The 17267-nt window shown below is 53.1% G+C and carries 15 protein-coding genes; 4 read left to right on the plus strand and 11 right to left on the minus strand.

Annotated features, from left to right (window positions below):
• Positions 1-3 precede the first annotated feature (3 nt).
• Positions 4-2640: a hypothetical protein gene (locus IPH75_05505; protein ID MBK7141515.1), complete on the plus strand. Its 2637-nt coding sequence runs from the start codon at positions 4-6 to the stop codon at positions 2638-2640.
• A 73-nt stretch (positions 2641-2713) separates the two neighbouring features.
• Here the strand turns inward: IPH75_05505 and IPH75_05510 are convergent, their stop codons facing one another.
• Genes IPH75_05510 through IPH75_05520 form a run of 3 tightly spaced genes read right to left on the minus strand, consistent with a single transcriptional unit; the run spans position 2714 to position 5196 of the window.
• Positions 2714-3940, minus strand: coding sequence for an MFS transporter (locus IPH75_05510; GenBank protein MBK7141516.1), 1227 nt, complete (start codon positions 3938-3940; stop codon positions 2714-2716).
• A 60-nt stretch (positions 3941-4000) separates the two neighbouring features.
• Entirely contained in the window at positions 4001-4759 is a 759-nt protein-coding gene (locus tag IPH75_05515) for a hypothetical protein (GenBank protein MBK7141517.1), read from the minus strand.
• A complete protein-coding gene (locus IPH75_05520; GenBank protein MBK7141518.1) occupies positions 4687-5196 on the minus strand; it encodes a hypothetical protein in 510 nt (169 codons plus the stop codon). The genes IPH75_05515 and IPH75_05520 overlap by 73 nt, the downstream gene beginning before the upstream one ends.
• A gap of 113 nt (positions 5197-5309) precedes the next feature.
• On the opposite strand from IPH75_05520, the gene IPH75_05525 reads away from it, so the two are divergent.
• Positions 5310-5894: a hypothetical protein gene (locus IPH75_05525; protein ID MBK7141519.1), complete on the plus strand. Its 585-nt coding sequence runs from the start codon at positions 5310-5312 to the stop codon at positions 5892-5894.
• A gap of 66 nt (positions 5895-5960) precedes the next feature.
• On the opposite strand, the gene IPH75_05530 is transcribed toward IPH75_05525, so the two are convergent.
• A complete protein-coding gene (locus IPH75_05530; protein ID MBK7141520.1) occupies positions 5961-6455 on the minus strand; it encodes a chemotaxis protein CheW in 495 nt (164 codons plus the stop codon).
• A 235-nt stretch (positions 6456-6690) separates the two neighbouring features.
• Between IPH75_05530 and IPH75_05535 the strand changes: the two genes are divergently transcribed.
• Together IPH75_05535 and phoU are read left to right on the plus strand one after the other, a co-directional pair.
• Positions 6691-7830, plus strand: coding sequence for an aminopeptidase (locus IPH75_05535; GenBank protein ID MBK7141521.1), 1140 nt, complete (start codon positions 6691-6693; stop codon positions 7828-7830).
• Between the two features lie 585 nt (positions 7831-8415).
• A complete protein-coding gene (gene phoU, locus IPH75_05540; GenBank protein ID MBK7141522.1) occupies positions 8416-9087 on the plus strand; it encodes a phosphate signaling complex protein PhoU in 672 nt (223 codons plus the stop codon).
• 6 nt (positions 9088-9093) lie between these two features.
• Here phoU and IPH75_05545 read toward each other — a convergent pair whose 3' ends face one another.
• The 7 genes from IPH75_05545 to ccsA (IPH75_05575) form a co-directional block, all read right to left on the minus strand.
• Positions 9094-10116 carry an inorganic phosphate transporter gene (locus IPH75_05545; protein MBK7141523.1) on the minus strand — a complete coding sequence of 341 codons (1023 nt, stop codon included), beginning with the start codon at positions 10114-10116 and terminating at the stop codon, positions 9094-9096.
• Positions 10117-10118: 2 nt separating this feature from the next.
• The gene (locus IPH75_05550; protein ID MBK7141524.1) at positions 10119-10766 is read right to left on the minus strand and encodes a DUF47 domain-containing protein; all 648 of its coding nucleotides are present in this window, start codon (positions 10764-10766) and stop codon (positions 10119-10121) included.
• Between the two features lie 264 nt (positions 10767-11030).
• Positions 11031-12998 carry a cytochrome c3 family protein gene (locus IPH75_05555; GenBank protein ID MBK7141525.1) on the minus strand — a complete coding sequence of 656 codons (1968 nt, stop codon included), beginning with the start codon at positions 12996-12998 and terminating at the stop codon, positions 11031-11033.
• A 494-nt stretch (positions 12999-13492) separates the two neighbouring features.
• A complete protein-coding gene (gene ccsA, locus IPH75_05560; protein MBK7141526.1) occupies positions 13493-15901 on the minus strand; it encodes a cytochrome c biogenesis protein CcsA in 2409 nt (802 codons plus the stop codon).
• Between the two features lie 2 nt (positions 15902-15903).
• Positions 15904-16344 (minus strand): cytochrome c maturation protein CcmE, encoded by a 441-nt coding sequence (locus IPH75_05565; protein MBK7141527.1) that lies wholly within the window; start codon positions 16342-16344, stop codon positions 15904-15906.
• Complete coding sequence (locus tag IPH75_05570) at positions 16341-16454, minus strand: CcmD family protein (GenBank protein MBK7141528.1); 114 nt, start codon at positions 16452-16454, stop codon at positions 16341-16343. The genes IPH75_05565 and IPH75_05570 overlap by 4 nt, the downstream gene beginning before the upstream one ends.
• A 3-nt stretch (positions 16455-16457) precedes the next feature.
• Positions 16458-17237, minus strand: a complete 780-nt coding sequence (gene ccsA, locus IPH75_05575) for a cytochrome c biogenesis protein CcsA (protein MBK7141529.1) — start codon at positions 17235-17237, stop codon at positions 16458-16460.
• Between the last annotated feature and the right edge of the window lie 30 nt (positions 17238-17267).

Here is a 17267-nt window from a genome sequence, read left to right on the forward strand (position 1 = left end):
CGTATGTTCAAGAACTTGACGCTACGGGCAGTCTTGGCTGTTGGGATAGGACTGGTCGTGAGCGGCTCCGTGGTGGCTCGATCATTGCCGCGAGAGGATAACGGTCCGCGGGGGCCGGTCGTTGGCGCGACAGCCGCTCCAGCCTATTGTGCGGCCCTGCACAATATTGGGAAGATAGCCCTAACGGTGACAAATTACGGCAATTTTGGCACCAGCGATGGATCGTTCATTCAGGGAAGCACTTCCGACTGTTTCACTGGCGAAGCACTCGTCGGCGTGGAATACCCGAAGGGGTCGAACACGCAGTATTGCTTTGCGGCTTCATTCTGGATCGGGGCAGTCAAAGGGGAAGACACCTTGGTATCTGTGGGGGCTGACGGTTGGCTCCCGCAACGCGAAATGCAGCCATATGATGTTTCACAAGAAGGGTCCGAGTTGAAGACCCGGTCGATCATCGACCCGGAGTCGGATGAGTACGAACTGGCGGTATCCGAGCAGGATATTATTGCGGTTTATACCGATACGTTCACAGTCGGAGTGGGCGGTCTGGGACAAGATGAGATCGACGGTCGGAATCACCGACCGATCGGCTTTGAAGTGGCTCAGCGGTCTTACGCCTGGTCTTACTCGTATGCCGAAGACTTCGTGCTGTTTGATTACACGATCAAGAATAACAGCAATGAGCGACTCGATAACGTATACATGGGTTTGTATGTCGATGCCGATGTGGGTGAGAGTGGCGCTGCGCAGGCGTCCGTTGATGATATATGCGGATTCCTGAATGACATACCGTCACCGCCGAACTACTCGGGAAGCTGTACCTACTTCCGCGATACGGTGTATATCGCCTGGATCGCGGATGGCGACGGGAAGTTGAATGAGCAAACGCCGGTTCCCCATGTGACTGGAAGCCGTATCATTCGTACCCCGGCGGAGACACTGAATGTGTCATTCAACTGGTGGGTGTCGAATGGTTCGCCGCAACTTGACTTCGGACCCCGCCATCGCGACAAGGCCCGTGATCTGGGAACCGGTGGTAAAGGGACGCCGGCAGGAGATCGTAACAAATATTTCTTCCTGCGTAACACCGAACATGATTATGATCAGATCTTCACGAAAGATATCGCCATCAGCGATTCGCTGTGGGAGTATCCGACTCAGGCAGTAGCCCAGGACATTTCCAACGGATTTGACACGCGGTATCTGTTGTCGTTTGGTCCATTTACCCTGCAACCGGGTGATGATGGTCCGCTCTCGTTTGCGTATGTCGCGGGTGAGAACTTCCATACGGTGACCAACAACTGGGATGTCAATCTTGGTAACGCGTATCTCCCGTATACTTTCATGTCTAATGTCTCGTTTGAAGATATTGGCCTGAACGCCATGTGGGCTTCGTGGGTGTACGACAACCCGGGGATAGATACCGACGGTAACGGATCGCGCGGAAGTTTCCGAGTCTGTTACGATTCGTGCACGTATGACACGATTTCCTTAGACCCTTTCGTTGTAGATTCATCCTGCTTCGGCCCGGATACGTTGTATTACTCGGGTGACGGCGCTCCTGATTTCAGAGGCGCATCTCCGCCGCCGGCTCCGATCAAGTGGGTTTACCCGAGCGAAGGCAAACTCCGCGTCCGGTGGAACGGCCTGAATTCAGAGACTACGAAAGACGTGTTTAGCCGAGTGGCCGATTTCGAAGGTTATCGCGTATATCTTGCTCGTGACGAACGCGCGGCATCCTTCTCCTCATACGCGAGCTTTGATGTCGAGGATTACAATAAGTTTGTCTACACGACCCAGATGCCGGGAGGCGGGTCAGGGTACGTGCTCAAGGACAACCCGTTTACTCGCGAACAGTTGATCGCATTGTACAGCGCCGGGAACCCGAACTGGGCACCGGAGTCATTTACGATCAACAATCCGTACCGTAAGCCGGGCTTCCTGGCCGATTCGATCTTCTATTTCCAGCCGCAGGATTTCAACCGTTCGAATCTCGGCGTCTCCACGCCGATCACCAAGATCTATCCGGATGCTCCGTATCCGCCGTTCCTGGTAGCAGATTCGATCCCGGAAGCCTCGCGAGATACCTTCCTGACCGAGGATGGGTATTTCAAGTACTGGGAATACGAAGTGGAAATCGAGAATCTATTGCCGACCGTTCCTTACTATGTGAACGTAACGGCGTTTGACTTTGGCTCTCCGCAGTCCGGTCTCGGCAGCCTGGAAACCTCGGTGACGGTCAACTACGAAGTGGCTTTCCCGCAGGCCAATTCTGAGACAGTGGCGGCAGAAGACCTTCCGGTCTATATCTATCCGAACCCGTACCGTTTCGACGGCAATTATCGGGTGGATGGATTTGAGGGACGCGACAGAGCGACACGTGGCAAGGCGCCGGATCGCCAGCGCGTGGTCAATTTTGCGAACCTCCCGCCGCAGTGTACCATCAAGATCTTCACGCTGGATGGTGACCTGGTCCGCGAGATCACACATGATGTTGATCCGACCGACCCAACTTCAACTCATGGAGAGTGGGATCTGATCACTCGCAACACGCAGCTTATCGTTTCGGGTATCTACTACTGGACTGTTGAAGAACCGAATGGTAAGATCCAGATGGGCAAGATGGTCATTATCATGTAAGAGATTTCGACAAATAGTCGAAAGTAAAGGCTGCCGTACACCGGCGGCCTTTTTTTTGTCTGGTCCTCTCCCCTTACTCTTTGATATTGAAATGGAGCGGGAGTCGCCGTCCAAATCGCCAATAACCAGCGGCGGCAACCAAAGACAATGACGAGATCAGAAGCCAGGCGACGGCGGGCTGACCGCCGAAATGGTCGAGGATGACGCCGCCATACAACGGGCCAAGAGACCACCCTGCCGTCTCCATGAAACCACGAATTCCAAGGTATCTACCAAGCCTGCCGGGCGGCGCCAGACGCGAGGTCAGGGTCAACCCGGGCGGCGACATGGTGACTTCACCAACGGTGACGACGAACAGTGCCAGCATGAAATATTCGAACCCAATCAATATCCCCATCATGCCGTACCCGACGAAATAGAGCAAAGACCCGAGCATCAACTGAAATGTGAACGTCTTATGAGCGAACATGCGGGTGATGGGGATTTGCAGGATGGCGACCAGAAGACCGTTGACAGTAAAGAGCAATCCGAGCTTGGCCTCGGAAAGACCGATCATCTCCACTGCATAGACGGAGAACGGGGCTATCAGTTGTGCGACCACCAGATAAAGGATGAATGTCAGACCGGCATGGATGGCGAGATTTTTGTCGTCTTTGATGGCGATCAGATCCCGCATCCGGAATTTGTCGGTCGGCGCATTGGTGAGCGGAGGAACGGTCAGATAGAAGCGGAAGATCATGGCCGAAGCCAGGGTGAGCACGGCCGAGATGTAGAAGAGTGACGGATACGAGGTTTTGGCGAGAAAACCACCAATTGCCGGCCCGACTGCCCATCCCAGATTGCTGGCTGAGCGAGCGATCGCGTAGCCATAGAGACGTTTTTCCGGAGGGAGGATGTCCGAGACCAAGGCGTTCACGGCAGGCATGAAGAGGGAACCGAATATCGAGTTAACGGTGAAAAGGAGTGATATCCACCAGAATCCCCAGCCAAAGGCGATTGCCATGCCGAGAAACAGAAACGAGGCGGCGCGAACGGTCTGTGAATGAATCAGGAGGCCGCGACGCCCAAGACGGTCAGACATTTCACCGCCCACGGCCTGAAATACGGCACGAACAATCGCCTGGGCGGCGAAAAACAGTCCGATCTGCGAGGCAGACAGGCCAAGTTCGCCATGAAAGTAGATCGAGAGAAAAGGAATCGAGGCGGCAAAACCGAGGGCGGCGACGAACCAACCAGCGACCAGAACCCAGAGACGTGAGTCAAACTCACGGAAGAAAGCCATCAAGCGCCCTATCATCATATAGGCGGGAATATAGGCGGAAGGTCGTGGGGACCAAGCAGAAAATCGACCGACCGGTCGTCAGTCCGTGGAAAGGCCGAATTTCCTGCTGAAGAAGTTGACAATCGTCTCAAAGCCGCTGATATCGTGGGATCGCCAGCCGGCTTCGGCCATGTCACGCAACTGCCCCCGATGGCGCATGGTATCCAGACGCGATCCAAGGGACTGCGCGTGATTAAGGCTCGTTAGACAGAAGGCAACTTTGCGATCGAGGAGAAATTGTCGATTGAGCGGAGCAAAGGAGCCTTTGGGAGGATCGAGAACAAACATTGGCAGTCCGAGTCCGACCGCCCAGTTGGAACGTTCGTGGGACGGGGCGACGAAAAAATCAAAGTACGGAAAAAGCCTGCTGGAGAAGATATTCTCTTCGCGATGATTGGTGTGCAGAACCAAGGTGATCCCACCGAGGTCTATAGGCAGGTCGGAGCCAGCATCGACCAGACGGAACAGATGGTCGGTACCCTTCAGTCGTGATTCGATCATTCGATGCAACCGTCTCCCCCGTCTGGCAAAGATGATGGCTGAGTGTCCGGCTGCGACGGTCGCCAATGCTGCCGCGATCAGTTTGTCGACATGGTCGCTCGGCTCGGCGCCGGAAGAAAAGAACGCCCCGGTAAGGGGAGTGTTGTCGGCATAGTGGTGCAGGCGCGAGTGGTAAGCATCGACTGCCTGGCGGACCTTGGCCGGCTCGATACAGAGACCGGAGATCAGTATCTGTTCGGAGCTGTATCCGACCGCTCGAAACCGATCAGCGACATAGTCAGTGGGGACGATAACCATGTTGGCACCCGTGACGAGCGACTCATCGGGGCAACCAGCTCCCCATGCTGATAGATCAGGTGACACTTCTGTCTGAGAATCGGGACAAGGATCGGATGAGAGACCACAACGGGGTGCTCCGGGCGACCAAATCGTCGTGAAAGCCCAGCCCCAAGGACTGAAATAAGCGGGCCACCGCGATTCAAGTCGTTGCGCTGACGAAACCGGCTGTAGTATTTACCGAAGCGGCCGGGCGACGAACCGACATGGTAAAGCCAGTTGACTGTCCACCAGGCAGCGCGGGAGTGCAGCGGAGCAAGCGAAGTGAGGTTCTCTACTGATCTGACCAGGCCAACCTTACCCGAACGGTTGCAGGCCTCGATTATCCCCTCAAGGTAAAAAGGATGACCCCGTCCGATCGGGAGATTGAGAAATGTGATCCTCGTCTGATTCGACATATCGCCTCTGTAACGGAAAGTAGCATATCAATCATCCTGTGGCAAATAGAGGTTAGAGAAAAAACCTGGAGATTGAAGCGGCACTATCGTACCTTGTGTAGAAGAAAGTGGCAATGCATACAAGACTGAAGAAAATCGGAGTCTCCCTCCTGCTGTCCGGAATAATGCTGGCGCTGATCGTGGTCGGCTGTAAGAATGATATCTCCGGGCCGGGTGGTGACGAAGCCAATCTAATAACCAATCCCAGTTTTGAACCGGGTGACTATCCAACCTATGCCGGTTGGAATCTGAATGACTCGATCTTCGACAGCCTGCAGCATTTCACGAATGATGTCCCGATCCTGGGGGGAAACTGGTCATTGAAGCTGGTACCTGAGTTTTCGCCGGAGGAGGGTTGGGCGGATTACTATGTGGTAGGTCCGGCGGACCGGTATGTCTATCGTCTGGCGGTTTGGGCAAAAACGGTGGGCGACTGGGATGGCGGATCGGTGCAGTTTCTCCTTCGCGCTCCGGGTTCAAGCGAACTTCGGCAATTCACACCGGTCAATGTGGAAAGCTGGCAGTATTATTCGCTGGAAGATACAGTCCGGCTGTACGATGATGATACGCTGGTAGTGCGATTGAGCGCGGGTACCGGCAATCCGGACGGAAATGATGCGGTGCTGTTCGATGAGGTTTCGCTTCAACGGTACAAGTGATCTAATTAGGATGCAGATAAAGAAAAAGGGCCGGTCAAACCGGCCCTTTGTGTTTTCAGGCGATTGTTAGTTGTTGAGGGCGGCCAATTCGGCGGCATCGACAACTTTGGAGAGGTCGAGGAAGATGAGCAGGCGATCTTCGAGCTTCGCCACGCCTTTGATGTACTCGGCATTGACGCCGGTAACGATCTCGGGAGGCGGTTCGATTGTGCTAGAGGACAGTCGAAGCACTTCAGAGACGGCATCCACGATCATGCCCATGATGTTGCCGTTGATATCAACGACGACGATACGAGTGTTCTTGTCGTATTCTTTGACTTCGAGAGAGAAACGCTTACGGAGGTCGATGATCGGAATGACCTTGCCGCGAAGATTGATGACACCCTCGACATAATGTGGCGCCTGCGGGACGCGAGTGATCTCCACCATTCGGTTGATCTCCTGGACTTTCAGGATCTCGACACCGAATTCTTCGGAACCGATATTAAACGACACCAACTGGAGTTCATCACCGTTTCCAGCGGCGTTTTTATCACCATGGATCAACGAGTCGTTTTTCATGGTTGTTATCCCTTCGTGTAGAATGAGTTCCCCTTTTTTCTTGAGTATCGGCAGGTCGGTGAAAAGCTATATCGATTTCCTGCTGTCCCTTTGAACAACTTCTGGAATCCGCAACGTGGCTACCTATCTCGTTATATTCCAACGCTTTACGCTACATCTTTCGAGAATTTGCCAACCTCTCCCCGATTAGTTATGTTCGAAGCTGCTAAACGTACCAAGTTCACAGGAGCAAATGATGAAAGATAAACGGAATGAAGTTCTCGCGCGGCAGTTGATCGACTACTCGCTCGGGTTGAAAAAAGGTGAAGTTCTCTATCTCGAGATCAAGGGAAAAGAGACCCTGGAGCTGGGGAAGCAGATCATCCGGATTGCGACTGAAAAAGGAGCGATCCCGTTCTGGTATTACAACGATGAGTCATTGATCCGGCAATGGGTCAAGTCTGCGACAGATGACCAATACAAGATCCAGTCGGAGCTGCATTTGAAGTTGATGGAGCGAGCGGATGCCTATATCGGGCTGCGCGGCTCAGATAACCCATTCGATCTGGCCGATGTTCCGTCGGAGAGAATGGACAAATATAACACGCTGTTTTATAAGCCGGTCCACCTTGAGGAACGAGTCAAGCGGACCCGCTGGGTGGTGCTCCGTTATCCGAACAATGCAATGGCACAACTTGCGCAGACTTCGCAGGAGACATTCGAGGATTTCTATTTTGATGTCTGTTGTGCGGATTATGCCAAGATGTCCAAGGCCCAGGATAAGCTGTTCGCTTTGGTGAACGCGACTGATCAAGTACGGATAGTTGCACCCGGTACGGATCTTCGGTTTTCAATCAAGGGGATCCCGCCGATCAAATGCGACGGGCACCGGAATATCCCGGATGGCGAAGTTTATACCGCGCCGGTGCGTGATTCGGTGAACGGAACGATTCGATACAACACTCCCTCGCTGTATCAGGGAGTGGTCTACAACGACATCACGTTCACTTTTGAGAACGGGAAGATCGTGAAGGCAACTGCGGACGCCAATGTCGACAAGTTGAACAAGATATTGGATACCGATGCCGGTTCACGGTATGTCGGCGAGTTTGCGATCGGCGTCAATCCCTTTATCCTCCATCCGATGAAGGATACGCTGTTTGACGAGAAGATCGCAGGGTCAATCCATTTCACGCCTGGCCAGTGCTACGACGAAGCCTATAATGGCAACCAGTCGGCGATCCACTGGGATCTAGTCCTAATCCAGCGCGCCGATTACGGTGGCGGAGAGCTCTGGTTCGATAACAAGCTAGTCCGCAAGGACGGCGTGTTTGTCGACGCCGAGATGGAGAAAATGTTCTCCAAAGAGGCGCTTCGACCAGTCGGTCTGGACTGATACTCGATCCAATTTGCTAGTACTAAGGCGGCAGTCATACTGCCGCCTTACTTTTTCCCCCTGGCGATCCTTTGCATTTCTCTCTTTTCCATTGAAGCTACGAAGTGAATGACTGCCTCCATAAACCGGTAAGCCTGAGAGGCGGGGACTATCAGCTCAACCGGCCGTACGGATTTGTGAGCTGAGCTCTGGATTCGCAACGACCTCTCCCCCGATTCGCCGATCATCACATCAAAGCGATATCCGTCCACGGTGTCCGACATTCGCCTTGATGCAGAGTGAATTGCGGGTGTTACTGCCGACCTGTTTTTCATTATTCCTCCCATGAGCAATTTTGATTTGTGTCTCGGTCCTCCAACCCGGCTGATGGCAATCCGGATAGCAGGATAGGAATAGTCAGTGACAGCTACTGTCAGTGAAAATACACGCAGATAGAACACCCAAAGGTCGGCCGCCAAGGCGTTGCATTTCAGTACGTTATACGGACCATCACGGACTTCCCCAGCCTTTGTTAAGGAATTGTTGTTGAATGGAAAAGACGGGGCGCTATATTCGAGTTTTCAGGATTAGGAGAAGAGATATTACATGGCGCAGCATCTGGTCCGGGAGATCACCCGCGTAAAACAGCAGATTTTGACCTTGGGTGGTGAGGTCGAGGAGTCCCTGCGCCATGCCGTAACCTCGCTGATCAATCGCGACACGGCATTGGCGAAGCAAGTCCTCAAAAGTGACGCAGAGATCGATCAGCACGAAGTGGATATCGAAGAGGACTGCCTCAAGATCCTGGCGCTTCACCAGCCGGTAGCAATAGACCTTCGATTTCTAATAGCCGTACTGAAGATAAATAATGATCTGGAGCGGATCGGCGATCTGGCAGTGAATATCGCAGAACGTTCGATGTCCCTCAGCCTGCAGCCTCCGATCACCCCTCCATTCGATCTGGCGGCTATGGCTGACCGGGTTCAGGGAATGGTTCGCAAGAGCCTCGATGCACTGGTGCAACTGGACACGCAAGCCGCTCGGCAGGTGCTAGCCGAAGATGATGTGGTAGACGATATTCACCGGCAGATGTATGACCGGGTCAAAGCGGCGATCCGCCAGAACATTGAACGCACGGATGAATTGATTCAGCTTTTGGCCGTGTCGCGATATTTGGAGCGAGTGGCGGATCATGCGACAAATGTCGCCGAAGACGTGATCTATTTGGTGGAAGGACAGATTGCGCGGCATCGGCCGGAAAATCAAGTAGGACAGTAGCCCGAATTAGAGCATCAGCCTGATCACGTAGAAGCACCCTGCGGAGATCAGCGCAGCCGCCGGAATCGTCAGGACCCAGGCCCATACAATCCTCCCCGCAACGCCCCATTTTATCCCCGTCAGTTTTCGAGTCGCCCCGACGCCAATAATGGCACCGGTTATGGTATGAGTAGTTGAGACCGGAATACCGAAATGCGTTGCCATGAAAAGTGTGACAGCGCCGGCGGATTCAGCACAGAATCCCCCGACCGGCTTCAATTTTGTGATCTTCATCCCCATCGTTTTTACGATTCGCCAGCCGCCGAAGGCGGTTCCAATGGCCATAGCCGCATGACACGAGAGTATTATCCAGGCAGTATTCCAGTGAAAGAGTGAGAGCTCGGTATCCGGACGCATGACTCCGCCCGCAATGAGTAGTGCCATGATGATCCCCATGGTCTTCTGCGCATCATTTCCCCCATGCCCCAGTGAATAAAGGGCTGCGGACAGTAACTGACCTTTGCGGAAGATGCGGTCAACCTCGGTCGGTCGAAAGCGGCGGAAAATCCAGAAAACTGCGATCATCACGCCAAATCCAATGGCCAGTCCGATGAGTGGCGCAAGCGGGATGAACTTGACGGTTTTCATGATGTTGTCGATTCGCAGCACTCCCCACCCCTGATATGCCAGACCAGCGCCGGCGACACCGCCAATTAGCGCATGCGACGAGCTGGTCGGTAAGCCCAACCACCAGGTGATAAGATCCCAGATGATCGCGCCCAGCAGTCCGGCAAGGACGACCCATACGTACACTGTGTCGGTACCATCGATCTTGACGATCTTTGCGATGGTATCCGCTACTCGAGGCGCAAATACGAACATGGCGATGAAATTGAAAAAAGCGGCCCACAAGACGGCAATACGCGGGCTGAGAACTCGAGTTGAGACAACGGTGGCAATGGAATTGGCAGCGTCATGGAAGCCGTTGATGATATCAAAGATCAACGCCATGCCGACTGTTACGATAATGACTATCTCAAGCGAGGACATGCTCAGGAGGCCTCAATAACCACACCCTGGACGATATTGGCAACTTCTTCGCAACGATCGGTCGCGCGCTCCAGCCGTTCAAATATCTCTTTCCACTTAATAACGCGGATCGGATCTTTTTCATCCTTGAAGAGCCGTTGCAGAGCGGAACGCAGTATCTGATCTCCTTGATTCTCGGCATCGTATATGAGCAGACAGTGTCTATTAATGGCCTCGGAATCACGATTCAGATGGCGGAAATGCAGTATCGCACCATCGATCTCCGTAGTCGCCTTGATTAGCACCTCGGTGAACTGCTTCATCTCGGGCTTCGTTTCGTTCATTTCGTAGAGGACCATGCGGGACGTGGTGGAATCGACGCAATCAATGATATCATCAAGCCGTTTCATCAAGCGGTGGATATCCGCGCGATCGATCGGCGTGATGAAAGTGCGATGGAGCGCTTCGATACACTCGTGTGTGATATCGTCAGCAGCATGCTCGAGCTCTTTAATCCGCTGTGCCCTGACCTGCAATTGGTCGGGCTGACCGGCGATGGCATCGAGTTCTTTGCAGGCCTCGATAGAGATCTTGGTATGTTTCTCGAAGAAATCGAAAAAGCTGGTTTCCTGGGGGAGTAGTCGTTTGAACATCATGGCTCGCGGTGACATGGTTGTACTTCCTGTTCACAATCCCTGGGGACCGTTACGCGACAAATCGCCGTAACTCTAACACAAAGCTAACAAATGGTCAAGCGGCTTCTTGGCGAACTTTCATTCGCCGGTAACTCCTTACTATCGTTGCATTAACATAGTGTGGACAATTCACGTTACGGCTGCTCTTCGCCAAAAAAACAGGGCCGCTTGCGCGACCCTGATGCCATATGCACTGGAGGTGACCAATCAGCGCATATTTGGTGGCTCAACTTCAGTCGATCAGTGCTTTACTCCCGTCTCTTTTCCTCCATCAGCACCTTTCGTATCCTCGGTCTTCCCTTCCGCTTTCATCCGTTCATACCATGCGGGGTGGTGATGTTCGCAGGACTCGACCGTCATCTTGCCGGTGATCCAGGTGAGTGACATCGGATATTGATCCGGGTGGAAGATCACAAAGAAGAAGTGAAAGACGGCAATAGCGAGAGTCGCCAGCCACGCCTCATAGAGGTGGACAGTCTCAGCGATCTTGACCGTCCAGGCGGGCATAAATCCGGTGAAGAAAGTTGGGAACCAGAGGATGAAACCGGTCAACGCCATGATGAAGGTACCCCACACCAGGGCCCAGTATTCTGCCTTCTCAGTGTAGTCGTACTGATCGAATTTCGGGCGCTCCTTGACCATGCCGAGGTAATACATGATGTTCTGCTTCACATTCAGGATATCCTGTTTGTTCGGCCAGAAAGCGTACAGCTCTTTTTTGCCACGTCTCGTGAATAGCAGGAAAATGGCATGATGGAGCGAAATATAGCAGAGGAACACGGCCGCTATCCGGTGGATGACCGAGCGAGTATCTTCTTGTATACCGAGCGAACCAAGACCTCTCGCCCACCACTCATTCGGGTAACGGAGGGCAAAGCCGGTTATGACCAGCGTTATGAAGGCAATCGTCAGCACCAAGTGCTGGTAGACCATCCCCTTGGTGAATCGCTCTACGGTTGCCTGGCCCTTGTTGGCGCGGTGCTTGTCTATGACGAAACGTCCAACGATGATCATGTTGTGCGCCAGCATGCCGCCGATGATCAGGATGATCGCAATGATATAGATCTCAGCGACGATTGAGTTGAGATCGTGAAATTCGGTCTCGGCCGTATTGTGCGAGTAGCTGGATGCAAACGATGCGTTTGCCTTGGGATGGCACTTCTGGCAGGTGCCGGTCAAGTTGTCCGGATGAATTGACGATGCAACATTGCTTTTCGGAAGAATGTCATGCGCCCGGTGGCATGACGCACAGGTCGCCGCTTTGATCGATCCGCCTTTGACTGCCAGGCCATGGTACGAATCCTGATACGAAGTGAATTTGGCATCAGCTAAACCAAACTTCTCATTGATGCGCGGATCGTTGTGACATTTGGCGCAGACAAAGTCAGCGATATTGGCCGCATTGACCGGTGAATTAGGATCATCGATCTCAAGGATCTCATGCTCACCATGGCAGTCTGTGCAGTTGGGAGCGTCGAGAATGCCCGCTGCCAGCGCCTTGCCATGAATGCCGCGACTATATTGAATGTAGATATCATTATGACATTTGGCGCAGGTCGATGGGATGTTCATCTTGTTGACCAGCGATTTGGAATCGGAGGCCTTTTTCAGGTCGTGCATGCCGTGACAATCGTTGCAGGAGGCGGCTGAACCGACTCCTTTGGCGATCCCCTGAGCATGGATGCCACGCATATACCGATCATGCGAATCAGCGATGCGAATATCCGGATCCAGTTTCAGGGCCAGCTTGGAGTGGCAGGCCGAACAGGTATTCGGAAGATTCTTGGCTGAGGTCGTGGAGTTGGCATCGGATACCCGCAGAATATTGTGAGAACTGTGACATGATGCACAGGTCGGCGCATTCGGGTTATCTTTGGATGCCGTTCCATGCGCGGATTCGTTGTAGATCGGCTGAACATCGGAATGGCATGTCCCGCAGTCGACCCAGTCGGCAGTCTCTTTATGCGGGTAATCAGTAGTGCCAGCCAGATCGGTGTGGCAATCGACACAATTCATTCCGGCGTGGACGGAAGAGTCAACTGAAGCCTGCAGCACGGTCATGGGAAGTTCCTGACCGTGGCGGTCGAGTCCTGTCATCCCCTCTTCGGCATGACAGGTTAGGCAGGTCGCGTTATCATCCTGAGCGATGCCCGGCTGCCACAGAAGGAGCAGAGCCGCCAGGAGCAGTAGCGGGAAATAGCGTTTCATTTGGTCACCTCGTCAATCATCACATTCGCCCAGTCAGGTTGGCCGTTGGTCTCGGCATCCAAACATCGGGCTTTCTTTACCGTTCAAGCAGTCTGGAGCAGCTCCGGTCCGCTTTCGGTTGTGAATTTATGCACAATCTACCTTCTTTGTCAAGCATTATATGGACGAAAATACCTATATAATGCCGATTTACTCCTGTTATCGGAAGAAGCTCGCGGAAAGTCCAGTACTAGCGAAGAGTATCTTTGGGAAAACTATCACAAAGATGTATGCATTATTAAGTTAGTACTGCTAACGGGATTGGGGATTTGCTGGTTACTATCTTCGCAGCCCCTCTCTCTTGTCAACGCCTATGTCAGTGATTGTGAATGCAACGCTGTCTCGATCGAGATAGCACGAAAGTGCCTTGTTCCCCACATACCTGATAGTCAAAAGAACGGGCCGGAAGATATCGTATATCGACCGGCCCGCTCTCTATTTGAACTTACTGAGGATCAGGATCGAGTTGGTTGTACCGCTGTTTCGGTTTGAGCCTGTTCTGCTACCTGCCGGCTGTACATTTCGTCGCGGCGGCGCAGGAACGTGATCAACGAACCAAGCATGATGAGTATTGCGCCAATCCAGACGAAGTTGATCAGCGGCTTTTTGGAGACATCGAGTACCAGTTGTTCGGGACTTCTCTCAATCAGACCAGGTATGGCAATGGCCACGGCCCCTTGATCTGCCATGATCCGATCCAGGTGAATCGGGTAAGTCGAGCCGTGAAAGAGGATCGAATCGGGGCGCTGAGTTCGAATAGTTTCGCCAGCAGCGTCTTGAGAATGTTCAACAGCGGGCGAAGCCGTGGAGGTGGTGCCATCGTGCGCGATCTCGAGCTCCGCGGCAACCATCATTCCGCCGGTGGTCTCAGCACCATGCTGACCCATGGAATATCCCTTAAATGTGATGACCATGTCACCCACGCGCCTAGACTCTCCCTTGCCGATCACTAGCGCTTCCTGGTCATTCCCTTCCTCGATCGTCTCAGGCGCCATATAATAGTCGGCGGTAAGCGTGCGATCGACATACGGGCGACGCATGGTTCCTTGCATCCGTTCGGAGAAGTAGAGCTGAGGACGGGCTTCCTTGGTATCACCGTTATGGGCGATCAGGAGTTTCAACTCATTGTTGGGATGGGTGATCTCGTTTTCCATGCCATTGTAGGTAATTGAGCGCTCATATGCGTCACGGCTCTCCCCTTTCGGGATCACTATCTTTTGATTGCTGGTAAAGGCGGCTGAAGCGAGAATTCCGACCAGCATCAAACCAAATCCAAAGTGGGTGAGTTGGCCACCCATCAGTTTCCAGCGATCAGGAACAAAGCTCGCGAGGTGAATCGCGTTGGAGGTAGCAGCCATCAGAGCTGTGGCGAAAAAGAGCAGATAGAGATAATCAGTCACTCCGAGGGCAATTGATACTCCCAAGGTCACCGCGAAAACCGCCAGTGAAGGTATCAGTGACTTGAGCAACTCTTTCTTGAAGAGATACAGACCAACGCCCGTTACCACGATGGTGAAAATGACCGCAAACAGCAGGTCGGCTTTCAGCACGGCCACGAACAACCCAAACCCGATCACTGCGGCCGCGCCAGCGACCAGCAGTAGCTTGCGGCTCCAGTTCTGCAATTTGAATTCGCTGAATTGAACAAAAGGAGCAATGGTCAGCAGGAAGGCCATGATGGTTGCCAGCGGAAGGGCGAATCCATTGTAAGTTTCCGGATTGGCCGCACGAGGTTCAGCGCCGACAAGATTTGTCAGGAGCGGCAAAGAGGTCCAGAAAAGGACAACCAGGCCGAACAGAACCAGCATTGCCATACCGGTGAAGGTCGAGAATTCGCGGCCAAAGTAGCTGTAATTTAGTGGTGTGGACGGAACCTTGCGCATACGTGGCAAAAAGATAACAAGCGTGATCAGAACCGACACGACCATAAAGGCGATGAGGAGGTTGTTGATTCCCAGATCGGTGAAACTATGCACGGAGAAATCTGCCAGAACGCCGGAGCGGGTCAGGAATGTCCCATATACGACCAGCAGAAAGACGAACGAAGCCAGTAACAGGTTGGTCTTGCGGAGCGCACCGGAGCGACGCTCAATGATCATCCCGTGCAACAATGCCAGCGAGATAACCCAAGGGATGAACGAAGAATTCTCCACTGGATCCCATGCCCAAAAGCCGCCCCATCCAAGTGTTTTGTAGGCCCAGAAGCCGCCAAGGATATTGCCGCCAGCCAATGCAAGAGCGGTAATAGCGACCCAGGGAAACGCTCGCTTGAGCCATCCTGAGTAGTCATTGATGATCAGCGCGGCCATTGCAATTACAAACGGAACCGCCGACATAGCGTAGCCGACAAAAACGATCGGCGGGTGAATCACCATCCAGGGGTCGCGCAACAGCGGATTGAGGCCCAGACCATCGGGCTGCGCAACCGGCAGAAGCGCAAATGGCGAAAGCTTTACCAGAATAAACAGGAAGAAGAGATTGATCACCGAAAAGATGGTCATCGCCCAGTACTTGTATTGACCGCCCCGAGTGATGATGATATAACCGAAAAGCGCGTTCATGAATAGCCAGAGAAGGTAGGTACCTTCCTGTCCGCCCCAGAAGCCCGAAATGATATATTCGAGCGGCTGTGAGCGATCGCAATACTCGTAGACATATTTGAACGCGTAATTATGCGAAAAGAAAAGATAGTAGAGCCAAACTACAGCTACGCCGGTAAATATGGCGAAGAGGTGATAGCCGAGCGAGGCGAGGCGTTCATAAGAACGCTGACCGCGGGCGACCATAAAAAAAGCAAGGCCTGCTACAACATTGCAGGCCAGCGCAAAAAGAATCGCGAGTTGTCCGGGGATCTGAGCTGTCATGATCACGCACCAGTCGAGCCGACGGCATCGTCGTGTTTGCGCATATCCTGGTACTCAGTGCCACCTTCGCCCTGATACTTGGACGGGCACTTGACCAGCATCTGATCGGCTACAAAGACGCCTTCGTTCGGCTTGCCTTTGAGAACAACGGAGGTGGCCTGCTCAAAATTGCCCGGGACAACACCGTAGTAGTAAACGGGCATCCGCTCTGCGGCGAGCGTGTCTACGGCAGTCGCGTCGTAGACGGCGAATTCCAGACGGTTTTCTCCGGTATTGTAGTTGACCTTGGAGAAGTCGATCTTCCCCATCACCTGCACGGTGCGGGTACTGTGCGCGGCCTCGGTCAACGGCACATACTGGATAGTGGTTCTCAGGAAGGCAGACGCACCCCAGGCGAGAAACACCACTATGACCACAGCGCCAATAATGTACTTTGCCTTCATCGTTTATTCTCCTCGAGTTTTTTGACTCGCTTATCGAGGCGGAAGATGAACATAAACAGTCCAATCCAGACTGCCAGAGTCACGCCCAACGCCACGTAGTTGCCATCCATTCGTCAATCCCTTTCCTGTCGTTCGCGGAGCAGTCGCTGGACGCGATTCGCCAGACCGAGCATCCAGACAAACAACAGAGTGAACAGGGCCAGCGAACCGAAAAAGATCGTCCGGACCGCGGGACCCATAGTAAACTTCATATTTTCATCGACCACGGAGTCCGCCGGATGTAGCGATGGCGTAACTCGCGGTACTACAAAGATCAAGAACGGTACAGTGACAAAGGCGAAGATCGCGTAGACCGCCGACAAACTAGCCTTCTTCTCCTCCACCTCAACCGCTCCACGCAACGCAAAGTAAGCGCCGTAAATGAGCAGCAGGATGAAGATCGACGTTTCCCGCGGATCCCAATTCCAGAATGATCCCCAGGTCACTTTGGCAAAGATCGAACCGGACAGCGTGGCGAGAATGCAAAACACTAATCCGAGTGCGGCCGCTGAAGAGGCCTTGTCATCGTCAGCCAAGTTCTTCGTCCGGAGATATTTGATCGAGTAAGCCATGGCGACTGCAAACGCGATCACGCATATCCAGGCTTGAGGAATATGGTAGTAGAAGATCCGGCTGGATTCGCCGATGATCTGCTGAGGAGCGGGGGTGATAAAACTAAAGACGATCATCACCGACATCCCCAAAAACAGCAACCATTTCCACCACATTGAGCCTGATTCTCCTTGCCTTATACGCACTGGCTTGGCGATAAAATAGACTTGAATCGCCAAAATGCAACAAAATTCGTTAAGTTTGGTCTTTTTTTCACAAAGAGTACCAACCTCAGCGAACATCAACAACTAAATCCGAATCCAGTTCCCTCT

This window comes from bacterium (assembly GCA_016708025.1).
GTDB lineage: Bacteria > Zixibacteria > MSB-5A5 > GN15 > FEB-12 > FEB-12.

Excerpts from the sequence above, each read along its gene's own strand:
- IPH75_05505 (MBK7141515.1), top strand. The coding sequence starts at position 4 with ATGTTCAAGAACTTGACGCTACGGGCAGTCTTGGCTGTTGGGATAGGA.
- IPH75_05510 (MBK7141516.1), bottom strand. The coding sequence starts at position 3,940 with ATGATGATAGGGCGCTTGATGGCTTTCTTCCGTGAGTTTGACTCACGT.
- IPH75_05515 (MBK7141517.1), bottom strand. The coding sequence starts at position 4,759 with ATGGTTATCGTCCCCACTGACTATGTCGCTGATCGGTTTCGAGCGGTC.
- IPH75_05520 (MBK7141518.1), bottom strand. The coding sequence starts at position 5,196 with ATGTCGAATCAGACGAGGATCACATTTCTCAATCTCCCGATCGGACGG.
- IPH75_05525 (MBK7141519.1), top strand. The coding sequence starts at position 5,310 with ATGCATACAAGACTGAAGAAAATCGGAGTCTCCCTCCTGCTGTCCGGA.
- IPH75_05530 (MBK7141520.1), bottom strand. The coding sequence starts at position 6,455 with ATGAAAAACGACTCGTTGATCCATGGTGATAAAAACGCCGCTGGAAAC.
- IPH75_05535 (MBK7141521.1), top strand. The coding sequence starts at position 6,691 with ATGAAAGATAAACGGAATGAAGTTCTCGCGCGGCAGTTGATCGACTAC.
- phoU (MBK7141522.1), top strand. The coding sequence starts at position 8,416 with ATGGCGCAGCATCTGGTCCGGGAGATCACCCGCGTAAAACAGCAGATT.
- IPH75_05545 (MBK7141523.1), bottom strand. The coding sequence starts at position 10,116 with ATGTCCTCGCTTGAGATAGTCATTATCGTAACAGTCGGCATGGCGTTG.
- IPH75_05550 (MBK7141524.1), bottom strand. The coding sequence starts at position 10,766 with ATGTCACCGCGAGCCATGATGTTCAAACGACTACTCCCCCAGGAAACC.
- IPH75_05555 (MBK7141525.1), bottom strand. The coding sequence starts at position 12,998 with ATGAAACGCTATTTCCCGCTACTGCTCCTGGCGGCTCTGCTCCTTCTG.
- ccsA (MBK7141526.1), bottom strand. The coding sequence starts at position 15,901 with ATGACAGCTCAGATCCCCGGACAACTCGCGATTCTTTTTGCGCTGGCC.
- IPH75_05565 (MBK7141527.1), bottom strand. The coding sequence starts at position 16,344 with ATGAAGGCAAAGTACATTATTGGCGCTGTGGTCATAGTGGTGTTTCTC.
- IPH75_05570 (MBK7141528.1), bottom strand. The coding sequence starts at position 16,454 with ATGGATGGCAACTACGTGGCGTTGGGCGTGACTCTGGCAGTCTGGATT.
- ccsA (MBK7141529.1), bottom strand. The coding sequence starts at position 17,237 with ATGTTCGCTGAGGTTGGTACTCTTTGTGAAAAAAAGACCAAACTTAAC.